General features: G+C 63.8%; 25 protein-coding genes. 18 read left to right on the forward strand and 7 right to left on the reverse strand.

Going from position 1 to position 17,191, the window contains the following annotated elements; all coding sequences use genetic code 11:
• The first annotated feature begins 58 nt into the window (after positions 1 to 58).
• Both AC1D1L_RS17520 and AC1D1L_RS17525 read left to right on the forward strand, forming a co-directional pair.
• Positions 59 to 679: a nucleoside triphosphate hydrolase gene (locus tag AC1D1L_RS17520; RefSeq protein ID WP_477342761.1), complete on the forward strand. Its 621-nt coding sequence runs from the start codon at positions 59 to 61 to the stop codon at positions 677 to 679.
• Between the two features lie 85 nt (positions 680 to 764).
• Positions 765 to 1,115: a hypothetical protein gene (locus AC1D1L_RS17525; RefSeq protein WP_477232106.1), complete on the forward strand. Its 351-nt coding sequence runs from the start codon at positions 765 to 767 to the stop codon at positions 1,113 to 1,115.
• 111 nt (positions 1,116 to 1,226) lie between these two features.
• On the opposite strand, the gene AC1D1L_RS17530 is transcribed toward AC1D1L_RS17525, so the two are convergent.
• From AC1D1L_RS17530 to AC1D1L_RS17540, 3 genes are all read right to left on the reverse strand, one after another.
• Positions 1,227 to 1,931, reverse strand: a complete 705-nt coding sequence (locus AC1D1L_RS17530) for a glutathione S-transferase family protein (RefSeq protein WP_477342762.1) — start codon at positions 1,929 to 1,931, stop codon at positions 1,227 to 1,229.
• Between the two features lie 141 nt (positions 1,932 to 2,072).
• Positions 2,073 to 3,281 carry a beta-ketoacyl-[acyl-carrier-protein] synthase family protein gene (locus AC1D1L_RS17535; RefSeq protein ID WP_477342763.1) on the reverse strand — a complete coding sequence of 403 codons (1,209 nt, stop codon included), beginning with the start codon at positions 3,279 to 3,281 and terminating at the stop codon, positions 2,073 to 2,075.
• A complete protein-coding gene (locus AC1D1L_RS17540) occupies positions 3,282 to 3,536 on the reverse strand; it encodes an acyl carrier protein (RefSeq protein ID WP_023671226.1) in 255 nt (84 codons plus the stop codon). It lies immediately after the preceding gene.
• 214 nt (positions 3,537 to 3,750) lie between these two features.
• On the opposite strand from AC1D1L_RS17540, the gene AC1D1L_RS17545 reads away from it, so the two are divergent.
• From AC1D1L_RS17545 to AC1D1L_RS17565, 5 genes are read left to right on the forward strand one after another with little or no spacing between them, the layout of a single operon-like run.
• Entirely contained in the window at positions 3,751 to 4,593 is an 843-nt protein-coding gene (locus AC1D1L_RS17545; RefSeq protein WP_477342764.1) for an urease accessory protein UreD, read from the forward strand.
• 30 nt (positions 4,594 to 4,623) lie between these two features.
• Positions 4,624 to 4,926 carry an urease subunit gamma gene (locus tag AC1D1L_RS17550; protein ID WP_023693076.1) on the forward strand — a complete coding sequence of 101 codons (303 nt, stop codon included), beginning with the start codon at positions 4,624 to 4,626 and terminating at the stop codon, positions 4,924 to 4,926.
• A 10-nt stretch (positions 4,927 to 4,936) separates the two neighbouring features.
• Positions 4,937 to 5,182: a DUF1272 domain-containing protein gene (locus tag AC1D1L_RS17555; RefSeq protein ID WP_112559981.1), complete on the forward strand. Its 246-nt coding sequence runs from the start codon at positions 4,937 to 4,939 to the stop codon at positions 5,180 to 5,182.
• A 29-nt stretch (positions 5,183 to 5,211) separates the two neighbouring features.
• Positions 5,212 to 5,805 (forward strand): HupE/UreJ family protein, encoded by a 594-nt coding sequence (locus AC1D1L_RS17560; protein ID WP_477342765.1) that lies wholly within the window; start codon positions 5,212 to 5,214, stop codon positions 5,803 to 5,805.
• A gap of 8 nt (positions 5,806 to 5,813) precedes the next feature.
• A complete protein-coding gene (locus tag AC1D1L_RS17565; RefSeq protein ID WP_352582676.1) occupies positions 5,814 to 6,119 on the forward strand; it encodes an urease subunit beta in 306 nt (101 codons plus the stop codon).
• Between the two features lie 26 nt (positions 6,120 to 6,145).
• Here AC1D1L_RS17565 and AC1D1L_RS17570 read toward each other — a convergent pair whose 3' ends face one another.
• Positions 6,146 to 6,631, reverse strand: coding sequence for a hypothetical protein (locus tag AC1D1L_RS17570; protein WP_477342766.1), 486 nt, complete (start codon positions 6,629 to 6,631; stop codon positions 6,146 to 6,148).
• A 129-nt stretch (positions 6,632 to 6,760) separates the two neighbouring features.
• Positions 6,761 to 7,123, reverse strand: a complete 363-nt coding sequence (locus tag AC1D1L_RS17575; protein WP_477342767.1) for a hypothetical protein — start codon at positions 7,121 to 7,123, stop codon at positions 6,761 to 6,763.
• Positions 7,124 to 7,301: 178 nt separating this feature from the next.
• Between AC1D1L_RS17575 and ureC the strand changes: the two genes are divergently transcribed.
• From ureC to AC1D1L_RS17620, 9 genes are all read left to right on the forward strand, one after another.
• Positions 7,302 to 9,014 (forward strand): urease subunit alpha, encoded by a 1,713-nt coding sequence (gene ureC / locus AC1D1L_RS17580; protein WP_434221269.1) that lies wholly within the window; start codon positions 7,302 to 7,304, stop codon positions 9,012 to 9,014.
• Between the two features lie 70 nt (positions 9,015 to 9,084).
• Positions 9,085 to 9,573 carry a DUF29 domain-containing protein gene (locus AC1D1L_RS17585; RefSeq protein WP_352561970.1) on the forward strand — a complete coding sequence of 163 codons (489 nt, stop codon included), beginning with the start codon at positions 9,085 to 9,087 and terminating at the stop codon, positions 9,571 to 9,573.
• Positions 9,574 to 9,613: 40 nt separating this feature from the next.
• The gene (locus AC1D1L_RS17590; protein ID WP_477342768.1) at positions 9,614 to 10,207 is read left to right on the forward strand and encodes a hypothetical protein; all 594 of its coding nucleotides are present in this window, start codon (positions 9,614 to 9,616) and stop codon (positions 10,205 to 10,207) included.
• 43 nt (positions 10,208 to 10,250) lie between these two features.
• The gene (locus AC1D1L_RS17595) at positions 10,251 to 10,856 is read left to right on the forward strand and encodes a glutathione S-transferase family protein (protein WP_477342769.1); all 606 of its coding nucleotides are present in this window, start codon (positions 10,251 to 10,253) and stop codon (positions 10,854 to 10,856) included.
• The gene (locus AC1D1L_RS17600) at positions 10,853 to 11,452 is read left to right on the forward strand and encodes an urease accessory protein UreE (protein ID WP_477342770.1); all 600 of its coding nucleotides are present in this window, start codon (positions 10,853 to 10,855) and stop codon (positions 11,450 to 11,452) included. Before AC1D1L_RS17595 ends, AC1D1L_RS17600 begins: the two co-directional genes overlap by 4 nt.
• A complete protein-coding gene (locus AC1D1L_RS17605; protein WP_477342837.1) occupies positions 11,445 to 12,116 on the forward strand; it encodes an urease accessory protein UreF in 672 nt (223 codons plus the stop codon). The genes AC1D1L_RS17600 and AC1D1L_RS17605 overlap by 8 nt, the downstream gene beginning before the upstream one ends.
• Complete coding sequence (locus AC1D1L_RS17610; RefSeq protein WP_477342771.1) at positions 12,113 to 12,553, forward strand: DUF3995 domain-containing protein; 441 nt, start codon at positions 12,113 to 12,115, stop codon at positions 12,551 to 12,553. The genes AC1D1L_RS17605 and AC1D1L_RS17610 overlap by 4 nt, the downstream gene beginning before the upstream one ends.
• Positions 12,550 to 13,182, forward strand: a complete 633-nt coding sequence (gene ureG, locus AC1D1L_RS17615; protein ID WP_477342772.1) for an urease accessory protein UreG — start codon at positions 12,550 to 12,552, stop codon at positions 13,180 to 13,182. The genes AC1D1L_RS17610 and ureG overlap by 4 nt, the downstream gene beginning before the upstream one ends.
• Positions 13,183 to 13,262: 80 nt before the next feature.
• Positions 13,263 to 14,030, forward strand: coding sequence for a class II aldolase and adducin N-terminal domain-containing protein (locus AC1D1L_RS17620; RefSeq protein ID WP_477342773.1), 768 nt, complete (start codon positions 13,263 to 13,265; stop codon positions 14,028 to 14,030).
• A 120-nt stretch (positions 14,031 to 14,150) separates the two neighbouring features.
• Here the strand turns inward: AC1D1L_RS17620 and AC1D1L_RS17625 are convergent, their stop codons facing one another.
• Positions 14,151 to 14,783, reverse strand: coding sequence for an HAD family hydrolase (locus tag AC1D1L_RS17625; protein WP_477342774.1), 633 nt, complete (start codon positions 14,781 to 14,783; stop codon positions 14,151 to 14,153).
• A gap of 214 nt (positions 14,784 to 14,997) precedes the next feature.
• Here AC1D1L_RS17625 and AC1D1L_RS17630 point away from each other — a divergent pair, with 214 nt between their 5' ends.
• Entirely contained in the window at positions 14,998 to 15,957 is a 960-nt protein-coding gene (locus AC1D1L_RS17630) for a sugar-binding transcriptional regulator (RefSeq protein WP_477342775.1), read from the forward strand.
• A 22-nt stretch (positions 15,958 to 15,979) separates the two neighbouring features.
• Here AC1D1L_RS17630 and AC1D1L_RS17635 read toward each other — a convergent pair whose 3' ends face one another.
• Positions 15,980 to 16,165: a hypothetical protein gene (locus AC1D1L_RS17635; RefSeq protein ID WP_352561978.1), complete on the reverse strand. Its 186-nt coding sequence runs from the start codon at positions 16,163 to 16,165 to the stop codon at positions 15,980 to 15,982.
• 110 nt (positions 16,166 to 16,275) lie between these two features.
• On the opposite strand from AC1D1L_RS17635, the gene AC1D1L_RS17640 reads away from it, so the two are divergent.
• Entirely contained in the window at positions 16,276 to 17,184 is a 909-nt protein-coding gene (locus AC1D1L_RS17640) for a LysR substrate-binding domain-containing protein (RefSeq protein WP_112559998.1), read from the forward strand.
• The last annotated feature ends 7 nt before the right edge of the window (positions 17,185 to 17,191 follow it).

The raw sequence follows: 17,191 nt of genomic DNA on the forward strand, positions 1-17,191 counted from the left end.
TTTCCACCAACAGCCGCCAAGATGCGGCTGAAATCATCTGGCTGCAAAAGAGGCTCTCATGTCCGAAATCGCCCACCTCGCCGCCACCATCTTCAAGCGCGCCGGCAAGGCGAAGCGCTTCATCGTCGCCATTGCCGGCCCGCCCGGCGCCGGCAAGTCGATGCTGTCGGCCGGCCTGCATGATCTGTTGCCGGAAGGCGCCTCGGAAGTCGTGCCGATGGACGGGTTTCACTATGACGACATCGTGCTCAACCAGCTCGGCCTGCGGCCAAGAAAAGGCGCTCCCGAAACCTTCGATTTCGCCGGTTTCGAAACGCTGTTGAAGCGCATCCGCTCGGGCGAGCCCGACATCGCCATTCCGGTGTTCGACCGCAGCATGGAATTGTCGCGCGCCGCGGCGTCCATCATTGCCGCCGAGGCCAAGTTCATCCTGGTCGAGGGCAATTACCTGCTGCTCGACGAGGAGCCGTGGTCGCGGCTGGCGCCTTTGTTCGACTTCACCATCTTTGTCGATGTGCCGCGCGCCGAACTCGAGCGCCGCCTGCTGGAGCGCTGGCACGAACATGGCCGTTCGGACGAAGACGCACGCGCCTGGATCGCCTCCAACGACATGCCCAACATCGACCGCGTGCTTGGCCGGCGAAGGTCCGCCGACCTTGTTGTGGGCGATCCCGCTTAATTCTCAGGATTTCCGAACGGGAACCTTAAGACATTCAGGTCGTTATCGCTAACGAGGCAACTTAGCCACAGAGGGATTTCGTCCGATGGCAACCAAAGCAAGAAAACCCGCAGCCGCCAAATCCAGGGCAACGCCAGCCAAGGCCACCCAGGCAAAAGCAGGCGCCGGCCCGGCAATTGCCGAGCGCTCCAAGGATGCAAAGCCGGCTTTCGGCAAGGCGGCACCGAAGAAGGTGGTGCCAGGCGTAGCGGCCAAGGTGGCGGCAAAGCCTGCCAAGGCCAAGAAGCCGGCAGCCAGCGGCAGTTCGGTGGGCACCATGCGCAATGTAGCCAACGTTGCCGCCGGCGCCGTTGTCGCCACGGCCAGAGGCGCTGCATCGCTTGCCGCGTCAGTGATGGGCAAGGGCGGCTCCAAGGCCAAAGCCAAGGCAAAGTAGAGCAACTCCAGGAAAAGTGTGAAGCGGTTTTCCCGGGAAAAGCGCGTAGCGCTTTCCCTTGGGAATTGCGTCAAACAAAAGGGGAAAGCCGCTTTCAAGCGGCTTTGATCATCAGCCTTTGGCTGGAATGGTCAGGCCGCGTTGCACCGCGGGCCGTGCCAGGCCACGCTCAAGCCATGCCGCGACGGTGGGGAAATCGTCGAAACCGACGAGTTCGCGCGCCTCGTAGAAGCCGATCAGATTGCGCACCCAGCCCAGCATCGAAATGTCGGCGATGGTAAAATCGTCATCCATGATCCAGCTGCGGCCTTTCAGCCTTGTCTCAAGCACGCCGATCAGCCGCCGCGACTCGTTGCGGTAGCGATCCAGCGGCCGCTTGTCGGCGATCTCGCGTCCGGCGAATTTGTTGAAAAACCCGACCTGTCCGAAGATCGGCCCGATCGCCGCCATCTGGAAGAACACCCACTGGATGGTCTCGTAGCGCCGCGCCGGATCGGCCGGGATCAGCTTGCCGGTCTTGTCAGTGAGGTAGAGCAGGATGGCACCGGATTCGAACAGGCCGAACGGCTTGCCGCCCGGGCCGTCGGGATCGATGATGGCCGGTATCTTGCCGTTCGGGTTCAGCGACAGGAATTCCGGCGTCCAGCTCTGGTCCTTGCCGATCTCGACCAGATGCGCCTCGTAGGGCAGGCCGAGTTCTTCCAGCGCGATCGACACTTTCACCCCGTTCGGCGTCGTCGCCGAATAGAGTTGCAGGCGATCGGGATGGTTGGCCGGCCAACGCTTGGTGATCGGAAAAGCGGACAGGTCGGTCATCGAAAGCTCCGGTCGGGAATTTGGCGCTGGCGTCGCGCCGTTTGGCGGGTTGCGAAGGATTATCCGCCGCGTGTTTGCCGATCAACCGGCCGGCGGTGCACACACCGTGTTTACCAACGGTTCACGGCCAGCCGCCCGCCGTCAGATCGACTTGAACGCCACCACGGCATTGGTGCCGCCAAAGGCAAAACCATTGCTGATCGCCGCCCGCACCTTGCGCTCGCGCGCCACATTGGGCGTGACGTCGAGATCGCAATCGGGGTCGGCCTGCCGGAAATTGGCCGTCGGCGGCACGATGCCTTCGCGGATCGCCATCACGCAGGCGATCATCTCCAGGCCGCCCGAGGCACCGAGGCAATGCGCATGCATCGACTTGGTCGACGACACCGAGAGCTTGTAGGCGTGGTCGCCAAACACGCGCTTGATCGCCGCCGTCTCGATCTGGTCGTTGGCCTTGGTGCCGGTGCCGTGGGCGTTGAGATAGTCGACGTCCTCGAGGTTGAGCCCGGCGTCGGCCAGGCAGGCGCGCATCGCCGCCGTAGGCCCTTCGACAGTCGGCGCGACGATGTCGGATGCGTCGGCGGAAAGCCCGGCGCCGGCAATTTCGGCCAGAATGTCGGCACCGCGCGCCATGGCGTGTTCGTAGGTTTCCAGCACCGCCATGCCGGCGCCTTCGCCCAGCGACAGGCCCTGGCGGTCGGCCGAGAATGGCCTGCAGGTGTCGGGCGCCAGCACCCGCAGCGCTTCCCAACCCTTCAGAATGCCCCAGACCAGCGGCGCATCGGTGCCGCCGGCGACCATGACGTCGGCGCGGCCAAGCCGGATCTGATCGACCGCCGAGGCGAAGGCGTGATTCGAAGACGAACAGGCCGAGGTGACGCCGAACACCGGCCCGCGCAGGCCAAGCACCATGCTGACCTGGCCGGCCGCAGCGCTTGGCATCACTTTCGGTACGGTGAAGATGCCGGCACGGTTCTTTCCGTCGATCAGGATGGCGCGATAGTTCTCCTCGATCGCTTCCCATCCGCAAACGCCGACGCCGACGACGGTGCCCATGCGATACGTGGTGGCTTCATCCGACGTCAGTCCGGCCTGCTGCATGGCTTCGCGCGCGGCAATCGCCGCCAGCAGGCTGAAGCGGTCCATCGACACGGTCTGCTTGTGGCCGATGCCATGGTCCGGCATCGCCTTGATCTCGCAGCCGACCTTGACCTTCAAATCATGCAGCAGCGGGTTGTCGATCTGGCCGATCGCCGATCGTCCCGCGCGCATTTCGTTCCAGATCGCAGGCGCATTGGTGCCAAGCCCGCATATGCCGCCTATGCCGGTAATGACGACTCGCTTGTGCATTCAGGCTTTCTTCGCGATCAGCGCGCGAACAGCCTCGACCATATCGCCGACATTCTTCAGATTGCTCCAGGCATCGACCGTGTTCATCTCGATCTCGATGCCGTACTGCTCCTCAAGATCGAAGATGATCTCGGTCAGTTCCAGGGAATGAATGCCAAGCGCGGTCAATTCCGTATTGGTGGTGATCTCTTCGCCGCCGGGCTCCGCATGTGCCCTGATCTTGGCGATGATTTCCGTTGCCAGCTCGTCAGCCATTCGATTCCTTCCCCAATTTTATCATTTCGGGTGCCGATTGGTTGGCGCCCCTGTTGCCTGGACTGAAAATCGCCGTCGCCTTCAAAACCCCGCCAGGCGCGGCATGACCGTTCCAAAGAGGCTCCCTCTATAGAAACGGAAACGCTGTCAAGCAACAAGCTATATCGACAAGCTACATATCGACAAAGCAGCCGGAGTGCTTAACGTTGGAGCGATGGATACGTTGCAACATGGCTTGACTGCGGTGCTGCCGGCCCAGCGCGTCGCTGGTGCGGCCCGGCTTGCATGCGGCGTCAGTGCCGGCCGTACCAGGCTTTCGCGACTCTATCAGGACGGATCGGCCAAGATCCGCATGCCGGCCGTCGCTGCCGATCCGCTCGAAGCCGTGCTCATCAACACCGCGGGCGGGCTGACTGGCGGTGATCGGCTCGGCTGGGAGATCGATGTCGGGCCAGGTGCCTCCGCTTCGATCACCACCCAGGCCTGCGAAAAGATCTATCGCGCCGAAAGCGACCGTGCTGAAGTGCGGGTAAACCTTGAAGTCGGCGCGGGTGGCCGTATTGCCTGGCTGCCGCAGGAAACCATCGTCTTCGACCGCTCGGCCTTTGCCCGCACGCTGGACGTCGATCTTGCCGCAGGCGCCGAGGCATTGCTGCTCGAGGCCACCGTCTTTGGCCGCCTGGCCATGGGCGAACAGGCCGCGCACGGCCATTTCCACGACCGTTGGCGGGTCCGCCGGGACGGCGCGCTCATTCATGCCGAGGATTTCCGCATCGGGCCGGCCATAGCGGCAGCCCTTGGTCGCCCTGCGGTCGCCGGCGGCGCCATTGCCGTGGCGACGCTGCTGATGGTTTCGCCGCAAGCCGAAGCCTTGCTCGAGCCGGCCCGCGACATCATCGGCGCCGAGGGCGACGCCAGCGTCTGGAGCGTGAAACAATCTGGCAAGCTTCTTGCGAGGCTGTTTGCCGAGGACGGTTACCAGCTGCGCAAGCGGCTGGTTCCGCTTGTCGAACTGCTCAACGGGCGGGCCGGTCTGCCCAAATTATGGTCACTCTGAACCAAATCCAGGCCAAATCCAGGAAAGCGCATGAACCTTACGCCGCGTGAAAAAGACAAGCTGCTCATCGCCATGGCGGCGATCGTGGCGCGCAAGCGGCTGGAGCGCGGCGTCAAGCTCAATCACCCCGAAGCGATCGCGCTGATCACCGATTTCGTCGTCGAGGGCGCCCGCGACGGCCGCCCGGTCGCCGAACTGATGGAGGCCGGCGCCCATGTCGTCACTCGCGCGCAGGTGATGGAAGGCATCGCCGAGATGATCCACGACGTCCAGGTCGAAGCGACCTTTCCCGACGGCACCAAGCTGGTCACCGTGCACGAACCGATCAGGTGAGGAGGAAACGATGCTCGAACTCAGGCCCAACTGCGAATGCTGCGACAAGGACCTGCCACCGGAAGCGACGGATGCGCTGATCTGCACCTTCGAATGCACTTTTTGCGCCGACTGCGCTGAAAATGTGCTGGGCGGCGTCTGCCCGAACTGCGGCGGCAATTTTTCCGCGCGTCCTATCCGGCCTGCAGAAAAGCTGAAGAAATATCCGGCCTCGACCAAACGTGTGCTCAAGGCCGAGGGCTGCAAGGCCGCGTGATTGTTACCGTGACTTGGAAGGGAAGACCGATGATATCTGGCTCAACCAAACGCACCACGCTCGCCGCAATCCTGCTGCTGGCGGCGGCCATGCCCGCCTATGCCCATGTCGGCATCGGCACCACGTCGTCCTTCACGGCCGGCTTCACGCATCCGCTGTCCGGCCTCGACCATATGACCGTCATGGTCGCCGTCGGCCTGTGGGCCGCGCTCAAGGGTGGCAAGGCGATCTGGACCTGGCCGCTGGTCTTTGTCGGCGTCATGCTGGTCGGCGGCGCGCTCGGCATGCTGCACATGCCGTTGCCTTTCGTCGAACCGGGCATTTTGGCCTCCGTCGTCGCGCTTGGCCTTTTGGTCGCGCTGGCAGTTGAATTGCCGGTCTCCACCGGCGTCGTCATCATCGGCCTGTTCGCGCTGTTCCACGGCCATGCCCACGGCACCGAAGTGCCGGAAAATGCCGGCGGGCTTGACTATATGGCAGGCTTTGCCGCTGCCACCGTGCTTCTCCATGCCACAGGCATCGCCGCCGGCCTCGGTCTCGGCATGCGCTTTCGCGGCCTTGCCCGTGCCGCCGGCGCGGCGTGTGCTGCGATCGGCGTTGGCCTGGTCTTCGGCGTTCTGTGAGGCCTGAGATGATCCCCGGCGAAATCATCACCGCAAGCGGCGACATCGAGCTCAACAAGGGCCTGCCGACGGTGACGCTCAAAGTCGCCAACAGCGGCGACCGGCCGATCCAGGTCGGCAGCCACTACCATTTCTTCGAAACCAATGAGGGGTTGAAATTCGACCGCGACAAAGCCCGCGGCATGCGTCTCGATATCGCCGCCGGCACGGCGATGCGCTTCGAGCCGGGCCAGCAGCGCGACGTCACGCTGGTGCCGCTCGGCGGAAAACGCGAGGTCTACGGTTTCCAGCAGAAAATCATGGGCAAGCTGTGAGATCGACAGGGTCGAACGCCCTGAGATCAGTTCGAGGGCCTGGCCGCTGCATAGATGACGATTCCTGCGGGGCCGTCGAATTCGACGGCGAGGACGTCCTCGGCAAGCACGCGCCTGGAATCGATAGCATTGAACAGCAGCGCGTTGGCGTCGATCTCCTTGCGCAATTCCGCAATGTCGTCCTGATGCTGCCTGACCTTGCTCTCGACGGCCGGCGGCGGGCCGCCTTCGCTGCGCGCCGCGTCGGTGAGGAAGATGATATCCACCGTGTCGAGCTTGGATGTCTTGCGTACTGTGCCGATGTTTTCACGCGTCCGCTCGATCGCGGCGATGAGCTTTCCGGTCTCCGTCGTCGTCCGCGCCTCTTCCTGGCGGACATCGGAGCCGACGATCCGGTTGACGGTGTCCGCGCTTTCAATGGCCTGCGCGGCGGGCGGTCCGTAGGCCGCGAGGAACACGCAAGTGGCTATGGTCTGGAGCCATCTGGCGTCGGCAAAGGGAATGGTCGGCATAGATCGCTCCTGGCGAACTTTTCTGCGCAACGCCGTTCGGCGCCAAAGAAGCCAAACGACTCCCGTCCGGCGAAGGTTCCCTCCGCGATAGGGCCGGCGGGCCGGGTATCGGCCCGCCAGGCGCTGTCGTCAGCTCGCCTTCTTGGTGACCAGGGTCAGCGCGCCATTGGTGGTCATGCTGGCGGCGACCACCTGTGCCGAGGTGAGCCCCTTGGCTTCGAGCGCCGACTTGAGCTGCGGTGTCGCATCGATCGAGCTGCGCAGTTTTTGCAGCCCGGCGTCGCCGCGCTTGGCGATCACCTGGTTGACCTGCGTCTGGGTGGCCTCAGGCAGCTCGGTGATATCGACGATGTTGACGCTCTGGATCGCCGGCGCCGCCGACTGAGCGCTAGGTGCGGTTGGTTTCGGTTGCGGTGTCGGCTGCTGCTGGGCGCCGGCAATTGTCGCGGACGCCAGCGTGGCGGCGGCTGCAAGAACGATGATTTTGCGCATGGATTTTCCTTCCATCGAATGGGCCAGGGATTTGGCAAACGGTTGGTTTGGGGTGGCACGCCCACCTCAACGGCCAAATGGGATCAGAAGGTGTCGCCGAGCGGGTCATTGCATGACCATTGGATGGCGACGATGTGGAATTCGGCTGAAGCCAGACTGTTTTGAGGAGCATTGACTGATGGCTAGAATCACCCGCGCCGCCTATGCGCAGATGTACGGTCCGACCGTCGGCGACAAGGTCAGGCTTGCCGACACCGAATTGTTCATCGAGGTCGAAAAGGACCTCACCATCCATGGCGAAGAGGTGAAATTCGGCGGCGGCAAGGTTATCCGCGACGGCATGGGCCAGAGCCAGGTGTCGCGCGCCGGCGGCGCGGTCGACACCGTCATCACCAACGCGCTGGTGATCGATGCCACGGCCGGCATCTTCAAGGCCGACATAGGCCTTCGCGACGGGCGCATCGCGGCCATCGGTAAGGCCGGCAATCCGGACACGCAGGACGGCGTCACCATCATCATCGGCCCCGGCACCGAGATCATCGCCGGCGAGGGCAAGATCCTCACCGCCGGCGGATTCGACGCGCATATCCACTTCATCTGCCCGCAGCAGATCGACGAGGCGCTGATGTCGGGCATCACCACCATGCTTGGCGGCGGCACCGGCCCGGCGCATGGTACGCTGGCCACGACCTGCACGCCCGGGCCGTGGCACATGGCGCGTATGATCCAGTCCTTCGATGCTTTTCCGATGAACATCGGCCTGTCGGGCAAGGGCAATGCCTCGTTGCCGGCGGCGCTTGAGGAAATGGTGCTGGGCGGCGCCTGTTCGCTGAAGCTGCATGAGGACTGGGGCACGACGCCGGCGGCCATCGATTGCTGCCTGTCGGTCGCCGACGACTACGACGTGCAGGTGATGATCCACACCGACACGCTGAACGAATCCGGCTTTGTCGAAAACACCGTCGCGGCGATCAAGGGTCGCACCATCCACGCCTTCCACACCGAAGGCGCCGGCGGCGGCCATGCGCCTGATATCATCAAGGTCTGCGGCCTGCCCAACGTCATCCCGTCCTCGACCAACCCGACCCGGCCCTACACCGTCAATACGCTGGCCGAGCATCTCGACATGCTGATGGTCTGCCACCATCTGTCGCCATCGATCCCCGAGGACATCGCCTTCGCCGAAAGCCGCATCCGCAAGGAAACCATCGCCGCCGAAGACATCCTGCACGACATCGGCGCTTTCTCGATCATCTCGTCCGACAGCCAGGCCATGGGCCGTGTCGGCGAAGTGGCGATCCGCACCTGGCAGACCGCCGACAAGATGAAGCGCCAGCGCGGTTCGCTGCCGCAGGAGACCGGCAACAACGACAATTTCCGCGTCCGCCGCTACATCGCCAAATACACCATCAACCCGGCCATCGCGCATGGCCTGTCCAAGGACATCGGCTCGATCGCGGTCGGTAAACGCGCCGATCTGGTGCTGTGGAACCCGGCCTTCTTCGGTGTGAAGCCTGACATGGTGTTGATCGGCGGCATGATCGCCGCGGCCCCGATGGGTGATCCCAATGCCTCGATCCCGACCCCGCAGCCCATGCACTATCGCCCGATGTTCGGCGCCTATGGCAAGGCCAGGACCAATTCGTCGGTGACTTTCGTCTCAAAGGCAGCGCTGGAGTCAGGCCTGCATGGCCGCCTCGGCGTCGACAAGCAGTTCGTTGCGGTGGAAAACACCCGCGGCGGTATAGGCAAGCACTCGATGGTGCTCAACGACGCTACGCCGCATGTCGAGGTCGACCCCGAGACTTACGAAGTGCGCGCCGATGGGGAGTTGCTCACCTGCGAGCCGGCAACCGTGCTGCCGATGGCGCAGCGGTATTTTCTGTTTTGAGGGTTGTAACCCCAGTTCGCATCGCACGAAGGCGTTTGAACGCAGCGCGGTTTGGGGCATTATGCACCCCATGAACAGGATCGATCGCCTCAGGGCGCTTACGCCCTACGAAACGGACTTTGCGCAGTGGAGTGCCGAACAGGCAGCCCTGTTGCGCGATGGGCGCCTTTCCGAGCTTGATCGGGAGAACGTAGCCGAGGAGATCGAAAGCTTGGGGAGGAGCGACAGGCGGGAGATCCGCAGCCGGATGGAGGTTTTGATTGCGCATCTCCTGAAATGGGAATTTCAGCCGGGGCATCGGTGCCACAGTTGGCAGGCGTCAATCTCCGAACAGCGTGTCTGGATCGGAAATATTATCAAGGACAGTCCGAGCCTGCGTCGCTATCCGGCACAGATTTTCGATGAGGCATACGGGCACGCTTTGCCGACAGCAGCGAGGGAAACGGGCCTGAGGAAAGCCCATTTCCCAAGCGAACCTCCGTTTACGGCAAAGCAAGCCCTCGATGGGCGATTTTGGCCAGGCGGTCCGCTTTCAATGGATGATTTCCTGCGGGATTAGCCGCACCTTCGTTTAGTGCGCTCCGACTTAGAGCCGACCTATGGAACAGCAGATCGTCTCCGCCCACGACATCTTCCCGCATATCCGCATCGTCATGGGCATGGTGATCGGCCTCGGCGTCACTCGCCTTTTGTCAGGGCTCGCGCGCATTGTCCAGCATCCCGGCCAGTACAAGCTCTACCCCGTGCACCTCGCCTGGGTCGCCTCCATGCTGTTGCTGCTGGTGCATTTCTGGTGGTGGGAGTTCGGCCTTTACACCATAGAGGTCTGGACCTTCGGCAAGTACCTGTTCCTGATCTTCTACGCCATCACGCTGTTCCTGCTGTGCGCGCTGCTGTTTCCGGATTCGATGCTCGACTACACCAGCTACGAAGATTTCTTCTATTCACGCCGCGGCTGGTTTTTCGGCCTGCTGGCGACGACCTATCTGCTCGATGTCGTCGACACGCTGCTGAAAGGACCCGAGCATTTCGCCCGCTACGGCAATGAATATCTGTTCCGAACGCCGGTTTTCGTCCTGCTGTGCATTGCCGCCATCCTGGTGCGCGACCGCCGTTTCCACATCGCCTTCGTCGTCGGCACGCTGATCTACCAGGTCTCGTTCATCCTGCGGCTCTTCGACACCATCGTCTGAGCGAGCGCGATGGTCTACGGTCCAGGAGAAAGAGGGTTCAACCATGTACAAGGCCATCGGATCGCGTGGATCCCGGGTCAGCCGCGTTCTCTGGATGCTCGAGGAACTCGGTCAGCTCTATGAATTCGTCGAGGTCAAATTGCGCTCGCCGGAAGCCTATGCGCTCAATCCGTCGGGTAAGGTGCCGATCCTCATCGACGGCGAACTGACGGTGACGGATTCGGCGGCGATCTGCGTCTATCTCGCCGACAAGCACGCCGACAAAGGCATGGGCGCCAATCCGGGTGTTGCCGGGCGCGCCGAGATGGATTCCTGGATGCATTTCGCCCAGAGCGAGTTCGAGGCGCCGCTGTGGAACAAGCTGCGCCACCGCTTCCTGCTGCCGAAAGAGGTGCGGGTCGATGTCGGCCCCGCTGCCGTCTACGATTTCGCCTCCGAGACCAAGGCGTTGGATCGCCGGCTGGGCGACCGGCCGTTTGCGCTCGGCGACCGGTTCTCCGCCGTCGACGTGTTGTTGGGCGACATGGGCAACTGGGCCCGTGCAGGAAAATTCCCGATTGAGTCCGAGCGCGTCAACGCCTATTTCGACCGCCTGCTGTCGCGGCCGGCCCGGGCGCGGGCGCAGGCTAATGGTGGAGCTATACGATGAAACTCAACCTCAACGCCGACTTCACCAAATTCCCGCGTGCCGTATCGGTGCTGCCTGCCGGCAAAGCCGGAACCGCCGCACCATCCGGCCGCGCCGTTCTGCCCCATGACGAGCGCCATCTGCGCCGACGCGCCATCGAGCTTGCCGACGGCAGCAAGGTGCTGGTCGACCTGCCCGAACCCGTGACCTTGAACGACGGCGACCGGCTGGTGCTGGAAGGCGGCGGCCAGATCGAGATTATCGCAGCGCCGGAAGAGGTCTACGACATCCGCGCTCGCGATGGCGTGCACCTGACCGAACTTGCCTGGCATATCGGCAACCGGCATCTGGCGGCGGCGATCGAGCCCGGCCGTATCCTGATCCTGCGCGACCATGTCATCAAGGCGATGCTGGAAGGGCTCGGCGCAACGGTGCGCGAGGTCTCCGAGCCGTTCAAGCCGGTGCGCGGCGCTTACTCCGGTGGGCATGATCATGGTCACGCGCACGCCGAAGCGCATGCACACAGCCACGCGGAGACGCATTCTCACTCACACAGCGAGTCGCATTCCCATTCCCACGGCCATTCCCATGACGGGCATCATCACGATCATGATTGACCAGCCTTCCGGCATCGCTCTGCTGCGGCTGATGGCCTGGCTGTCGCCGGCCTTTCCGGTTGGCGGCTTCTCCTACAGCCACGGTCTCGAGCGCGCCGTGCATGACGGATTGGTGGCCGACAGCGGAAGTCTCGCCGCCTGGCTCGAAGCGCTGGTCGAGATGGGCTCGGGCTGGAACGACGCCGTGCTGTTCACAGAGGCCTGGCGCCGCGCCCGCGACGGCGGCGATCTCGCCGAGACCACCGATCTCGCCGAAGCGCTGGCCGGCTCGCAGGAGCGCCACACCGAAACCATGCTGCAAGGCGCCGCCTTCCTGAAAGCGGCCTCGGCATGGCCCAATCCGGTGCTGGAGCGTTTGCCGGCCGAATGCGCCTACTGTGTCGCTGTCGGCGCAATTGCCGGCGGCAATGGCATCGCGCTTCAGAACGCGCTGTCCGCCTTCCTGCAGGCCTTCTTCTCCAACCTCGTCCAGGCGGCTATCCGGCTCGGCGTGGTCGGTCAGAGTGGAGCCACCGCCCTGCTCGCCGGCTTCGAGCCGCTGGCGCTGGCGACCGCGGCACGCGCCGCCGACTCGGCGGCTGACGATCTCGGCGGCTGCGCCTTCATCTCCGACGTGATGGCGATGAAGCACGAGACGCAATACTCCAGGCTGTTCCGCTCATGACCACGCTCGCCTTCGCCCTTTCGGCCGTCCTGCTGTTGATCACCGCGCTGCATGTCTATTGGGGCCTTGGCGGCATCTGGCCGGGCAGGGACGGTGCTTCCTGTGCCCACGCCGTCGTCGGCTTTCGCGGCGTCGACGAAATGCCGACGCCCTTTGCCTGTTTTGCCGTTGCCGCGTGCCTGTGTCTGGCAACGCTGTGGCCGCTGGCGCTTGAAGACGTCTTTGCTTCGCCCTTTCCAAGGGAAGGCCTCGCCGCCACAGCGCTATTCATCGGGCTGGTTTTCCTCGGTCGCGGCATTTTGGGCTTCACGCCCTGGTGGCGCCGGCTGGCGCCGGAGCAGCCTTTTGCGCGGCTCGATACCAGTCTCTATTCGCCGCTGTGCCTGTTGATCGGGCTCAGCTTCGCAATTCTCGCCATAACGGAGTTTTCGGCATGACCCAGGCCAACGGTCCCCTTCGCATCGGCATCGGCGGCCCCGTCGGCTCCGGCAAGACGACGCTGACGGAAAAGCTCTGCAAGGCGCTGCGCGACGAGTTTTCCATCGCCGTGGTCACCAACGACATCTACACCAAGGAAGACGCCATGATGCTGGCCCGCCTGCAGGCGCTGCCGGAAGACCGCATCGTCGGCGTCGAGACTGGCGGCTGCCCGCACACCGCCATCCGCGAGGACGCCTCGATCAATTTGCAGGCGATCGCCGGGCTGAACAAAAGATTTCCGGATCTCGACATCGTCTTCATCGAATCCGGTGGCGACAATCTTGCCGCCACCTTCTCGCCCGACCTTGCCGACTTGACCCTCTACGTCATCTCGGTTTGCCAGGGCGAGGAGATCCCAAGGAAGGGCGGGCCGGCGATCACCCGCTCCGATTTCCTCATCATCAACAAGAGCGATCTCGCGCCCTACGTGAACGTCAACCTTGATGTGATGGAGAGCGACGCCGCCCGCATGCGCGGCAAGCGCCCGTTCGGCTTCACCGACCTGTCGCGCGGCAAGGGCCTGCAGGAGGTCATCGACTTCATCGTCGAGCATGGCGGGCTGCAGTCGGCTCGCACGGCGGCCTGACGCAAGACAGCCTGACCCAGCAGTTTGCCGTTGCTGGCCACGGTCGGGCGCGGCATTCTCTCGAAAACGGAGGTTTTCAGATGAGCATCGCCCGCCTGCAGAAGGAAACGCTGACCAACCTGCCCTACTACGAAGAGCGCGTCGATCTCGCCGCTGCCTTCCGCTGGACGGCGCGGCTCAACATGCATGAGGCGGTGGCCAATCATTTCTCGCTGTCGGTCAACGAGGACGGCACCAAATTCCTGATGAACCCCAACCAGGTGCATTTCTCACGCATCAAGGCGAGCGACCTTCTGCTGATCGACGCCAACGATCCCGAGACGTTGTCCGGCCCGAATGCGCCGGACCCGACCGCCTGGGGCCTGCACGGCGCCATCCACCGCAACGTCCCGCATGCGCGCTGCGCCATGCATGTGCATTCGATCCACGCCACCGTGCTGGCATCGCTGGCCGATTCGACCCTGCCGCCGATCGACCAGAACTCAGCAATGTTCTTCAACCGCCATGTCGTCGACGCCTATTATGGCGGGCTGGCCTTCGAGGAAGAGGGCGAGCGCTGCTCGCAACTGCTCACCGACCCCAAGGTCAAGGTGATGGTGATGGGCAATCATGGCGTGATGGTCATCGGCGATACCGTCGCCGATGCCTTCAACCGCATGTTCTATTTCGAACGCGCCGCCGAAACCTACATCAAGGCGCTGTGGACCGGCCGTCCGCTGCGCACGCTCTCCGACGCGATTGCCGAAAAGGCCGCCAGCGAAATGGACGACTATCCAGGCCAGGCCGAGCGTCATCTTGCCGAGCTCAAGGCGATCCTCGACGAGGAGGAGCCGGTTTACCGGAGCTAAGCGATCATTTTGCAACGCCGGTAGTTGGCGAAACCATCAACACAGCAACTTTCTCCCCGTATAGTGACGGGGAGAAGGGGACTGGTTTCAGGCTCGCCGCCCTTCCCCCAATGCTGACGCTTAGAGCCCCAACTGAGCCCGCAACTCTTCCGCGCTGTTGATCACCACAGCCCCGGGCGGTCCTTCCATCGGCGCTTCCGGCCAGAAGATCGTGCGCATCCCCGCCGCCAGGCCGGATGTGGCGCCGGTCACGCTGTCGTCGACCGCCACCGCATCCGCAGGATCGACGCCGGCGAGCCACGCGGCGCGCAGGAAGGGCTCGGGGTGGGGTTTGCCTTCGCGCACGTCGTTGCGGCTGATCGTGCGCATGCCGGGATAGATCAGGCCGACGGCGCTCAGATTGGCGTCGACGATCACCCGGTCGGAATTGGACACAACCGCCTGCTGCACGCCGAGCGCGCGCAATGCGTTGAACACTTCGATCGCGCCGGGGCGCGGCTTCAGCGTCTCGGCCATCGGCAGATAGTGGTCATATTTGCGTACGATCCAGTCGTCGAAGGGCAGGTCGAGGCCGAACTCGCTGCGCAGCATCTCGTAGACCGGTCCGGCGGCGATGCCCAGCACGCGCTCATGCAGGTTGGACGGCGGCGCGACACCGACGCTGCGCAGCGCCGCCACCAGGGCGGCCTCATGCAGCGGCTCGCTGTCGACCAGCGTGCCGTCCATATCCCAGAAAACCGCTTTCGGCGTCATGCGCGAGGCTCCTTTTGCCGATCCCCTTAAAGCGTTTGTACCGGGAGATAAACCGCCGAAGCCATGTGCAGGCGATTTTGGCCGTGGCGATTGCCTCGTCGCAATCGGGTCAACGCGGCAAGCAATTGCCCTCTCGATAGACAATTGCGCGCCGACGCATTCCCTGCAAGACTATGGCGCTTCGCTCAGAAGGGGCGGGCTTGGGAGGCGGACTTTGAATTCGCGGCAGGATGGCGGCAGCAATAGGCTGGACGATGCGGCGCGCGCCGGCTGGCTATATTATGTTGCCGGCAACACGCAGGACCAGATCGCCACCACGCTCGGCATTTCCCGGCAGACAGCGCAGCGGCTGGTGTCGCTGGCGGTGTCGGAAGGGCTGATCAAGGTGCGCGTCGACCACCCGATCGCAAATTGCCTCGACCTGGCCGCGCGGTTGAGGTCGCGCTTCGCGCTCGACCTGGTCGAAGTGGTGCCGAGCGATCCGACCTCGTCCTCGACCACGATCGGTATCGCCGAGGCGGCCGCGGCTGAGATCGAACGGCGGCTTAGGTCGCCGACACCGATTGTTATGGCCATCGGCACCGGCCGCACTCTGAAGGCGGCGATCGAGCAGCTACCGCCGATGGAGTGCTCGCAGCACAAGGTGGTGTCGTTGACCGGCAACATCTCGCCCGACGGTTCTGCCGCCTTCTACAACGTCATCTTCACCATGGCCGACAGGGTCAAGGCGCGCTCGTTCCCGATGCCGCTGCCGGTCATCGCCTCGTCGCCCGAAGAGCGTGAAATGCTGCTTGCCCAGCCGATGATCCAGCCGACGCTGGCGCTGGCGGCCGAGGCCGACGTCACCTTTGTCGGCATTGGCGATCTCGGCCCGAAGGCGCCGCTCTACGAGGACGGCTTCATCTCGGAAAGTGAATTGAAGGCGCTGCAAAAGGCCGGCGGCGTCGCCGAGATCGTCGGCTGGGTGTTCGACCGGGAAGGCCGCATGATCGAGGGCATCACCAACGACCGGGTGTCGTCGGCCGCTTTGCCGTCACGCGAAAAGTCGCTGGTCATTGCGCTGGCCATGGGCGAGCGCAAGCTGCCGGGCATTCTGGCGGCGGTGAACCGGCGGCTGGTCAACGGCCTCATCACCGACGAGCGGACCGCCACGGCCCTGCTCGACAGCGCCTGAGCTGGCGATAAAATCGGCACGGCTATTTGTGCCGCCCGCCAACGTCGTTGCCATCGAGGAAACCCATGTCGCGCTGCAGATGCGGCGACAGGTCCCTGACGTCGACATAGCCGCGCTTGCGGCTCACCAGCAGCGAAAATTCGTGCGCCAGCACGGAAAACCAGCTCTGCGCCGGGGTTGAATGGAGCTTTTGCTGTACCGTGGTCATGATCTTCAGCCTCCGCTATGCTTGAACTGGATTGATCGTCCACGCCAGATATCGGTCTGATCGGCTCCGGCTTCCAATCAAACGTCGATCATGACCCATAAGGAGGGCTTATGCCCGAACTCAAGGCACCACAGCTTGCCCAACTGCCGCCGCTGCAGGCCATCAGGGTGTTCGAAGCCGTCGCGCGGCATCTCTCCTTCACCAAGGCCGCGCAGGAGCTGGGCATGACCCAGGCCGCCGCCAGCTACCAGATCAAGCTGCTGGAAGAGCGCATCGGCTCGCCGCTGTTCCTGCGCCAGCCGCGCCAGATCGTGCTGACCGAACCCGGGCAGCGCCTGGCGCCCGCCGTCAGCGAGGCGTTCAGTCTGATCAGCAGCGCGTATTCGGCCGCACGCGGCGGCGCCGATGGCGTGCTTTGCGTGTCGACGCTGCTGACCTTCGCCTCGAACTGGCTGGCGCAGCATCTCGGCTCCTTCCAACTGTCGCACCCGTCGCTGGCCGTGCGCGTCGATACCTCGAACAGGGTCATCGATTTCACCCGCGAGGACATGGACATCGCCATCCGCTCCGGCAGCGGAAAATGGCCGGGGGTGGAAACGCACCTTCTGTTCAAGGCCGATTTCACCCCGGTGCTCAGCCCGGCGCTCGCCGCCAGCATTGGTGGCGTCCACGAACCGGCCGACCTTTTCAAACTGCCCATTCTCGATCCCGGCGACATCTGGTGGCGGGAATGGTTCGCCCTTGCCGGAGTGCCGGCGGACGAACTTGCCAATCGCACCGGCACCAGCATGGGCGCGCAGGCTTATGAGGCGAATGCGGCGATCGCCGGCCATGGCGTGGCGATCCTGACCACGGCGCTGTTCAAGACCGAGCTCGCCGCCGGCCGCCTGATCCAGCCCTTCGACCTGGTTGGCGACGACGGGCACGCCTATTGGCTGGTCTACCCGACGGCCCGCCGCAACGTGCCGAAGATAAAGGCCTTCCGTGACTGGATCCTGGCCGAGATCGCCTGCGCATGAGGCCCGA

The sequence above is a fragment of the Mesorhizobium sp. P2_D6 genome (assembly GCF_056404315.1).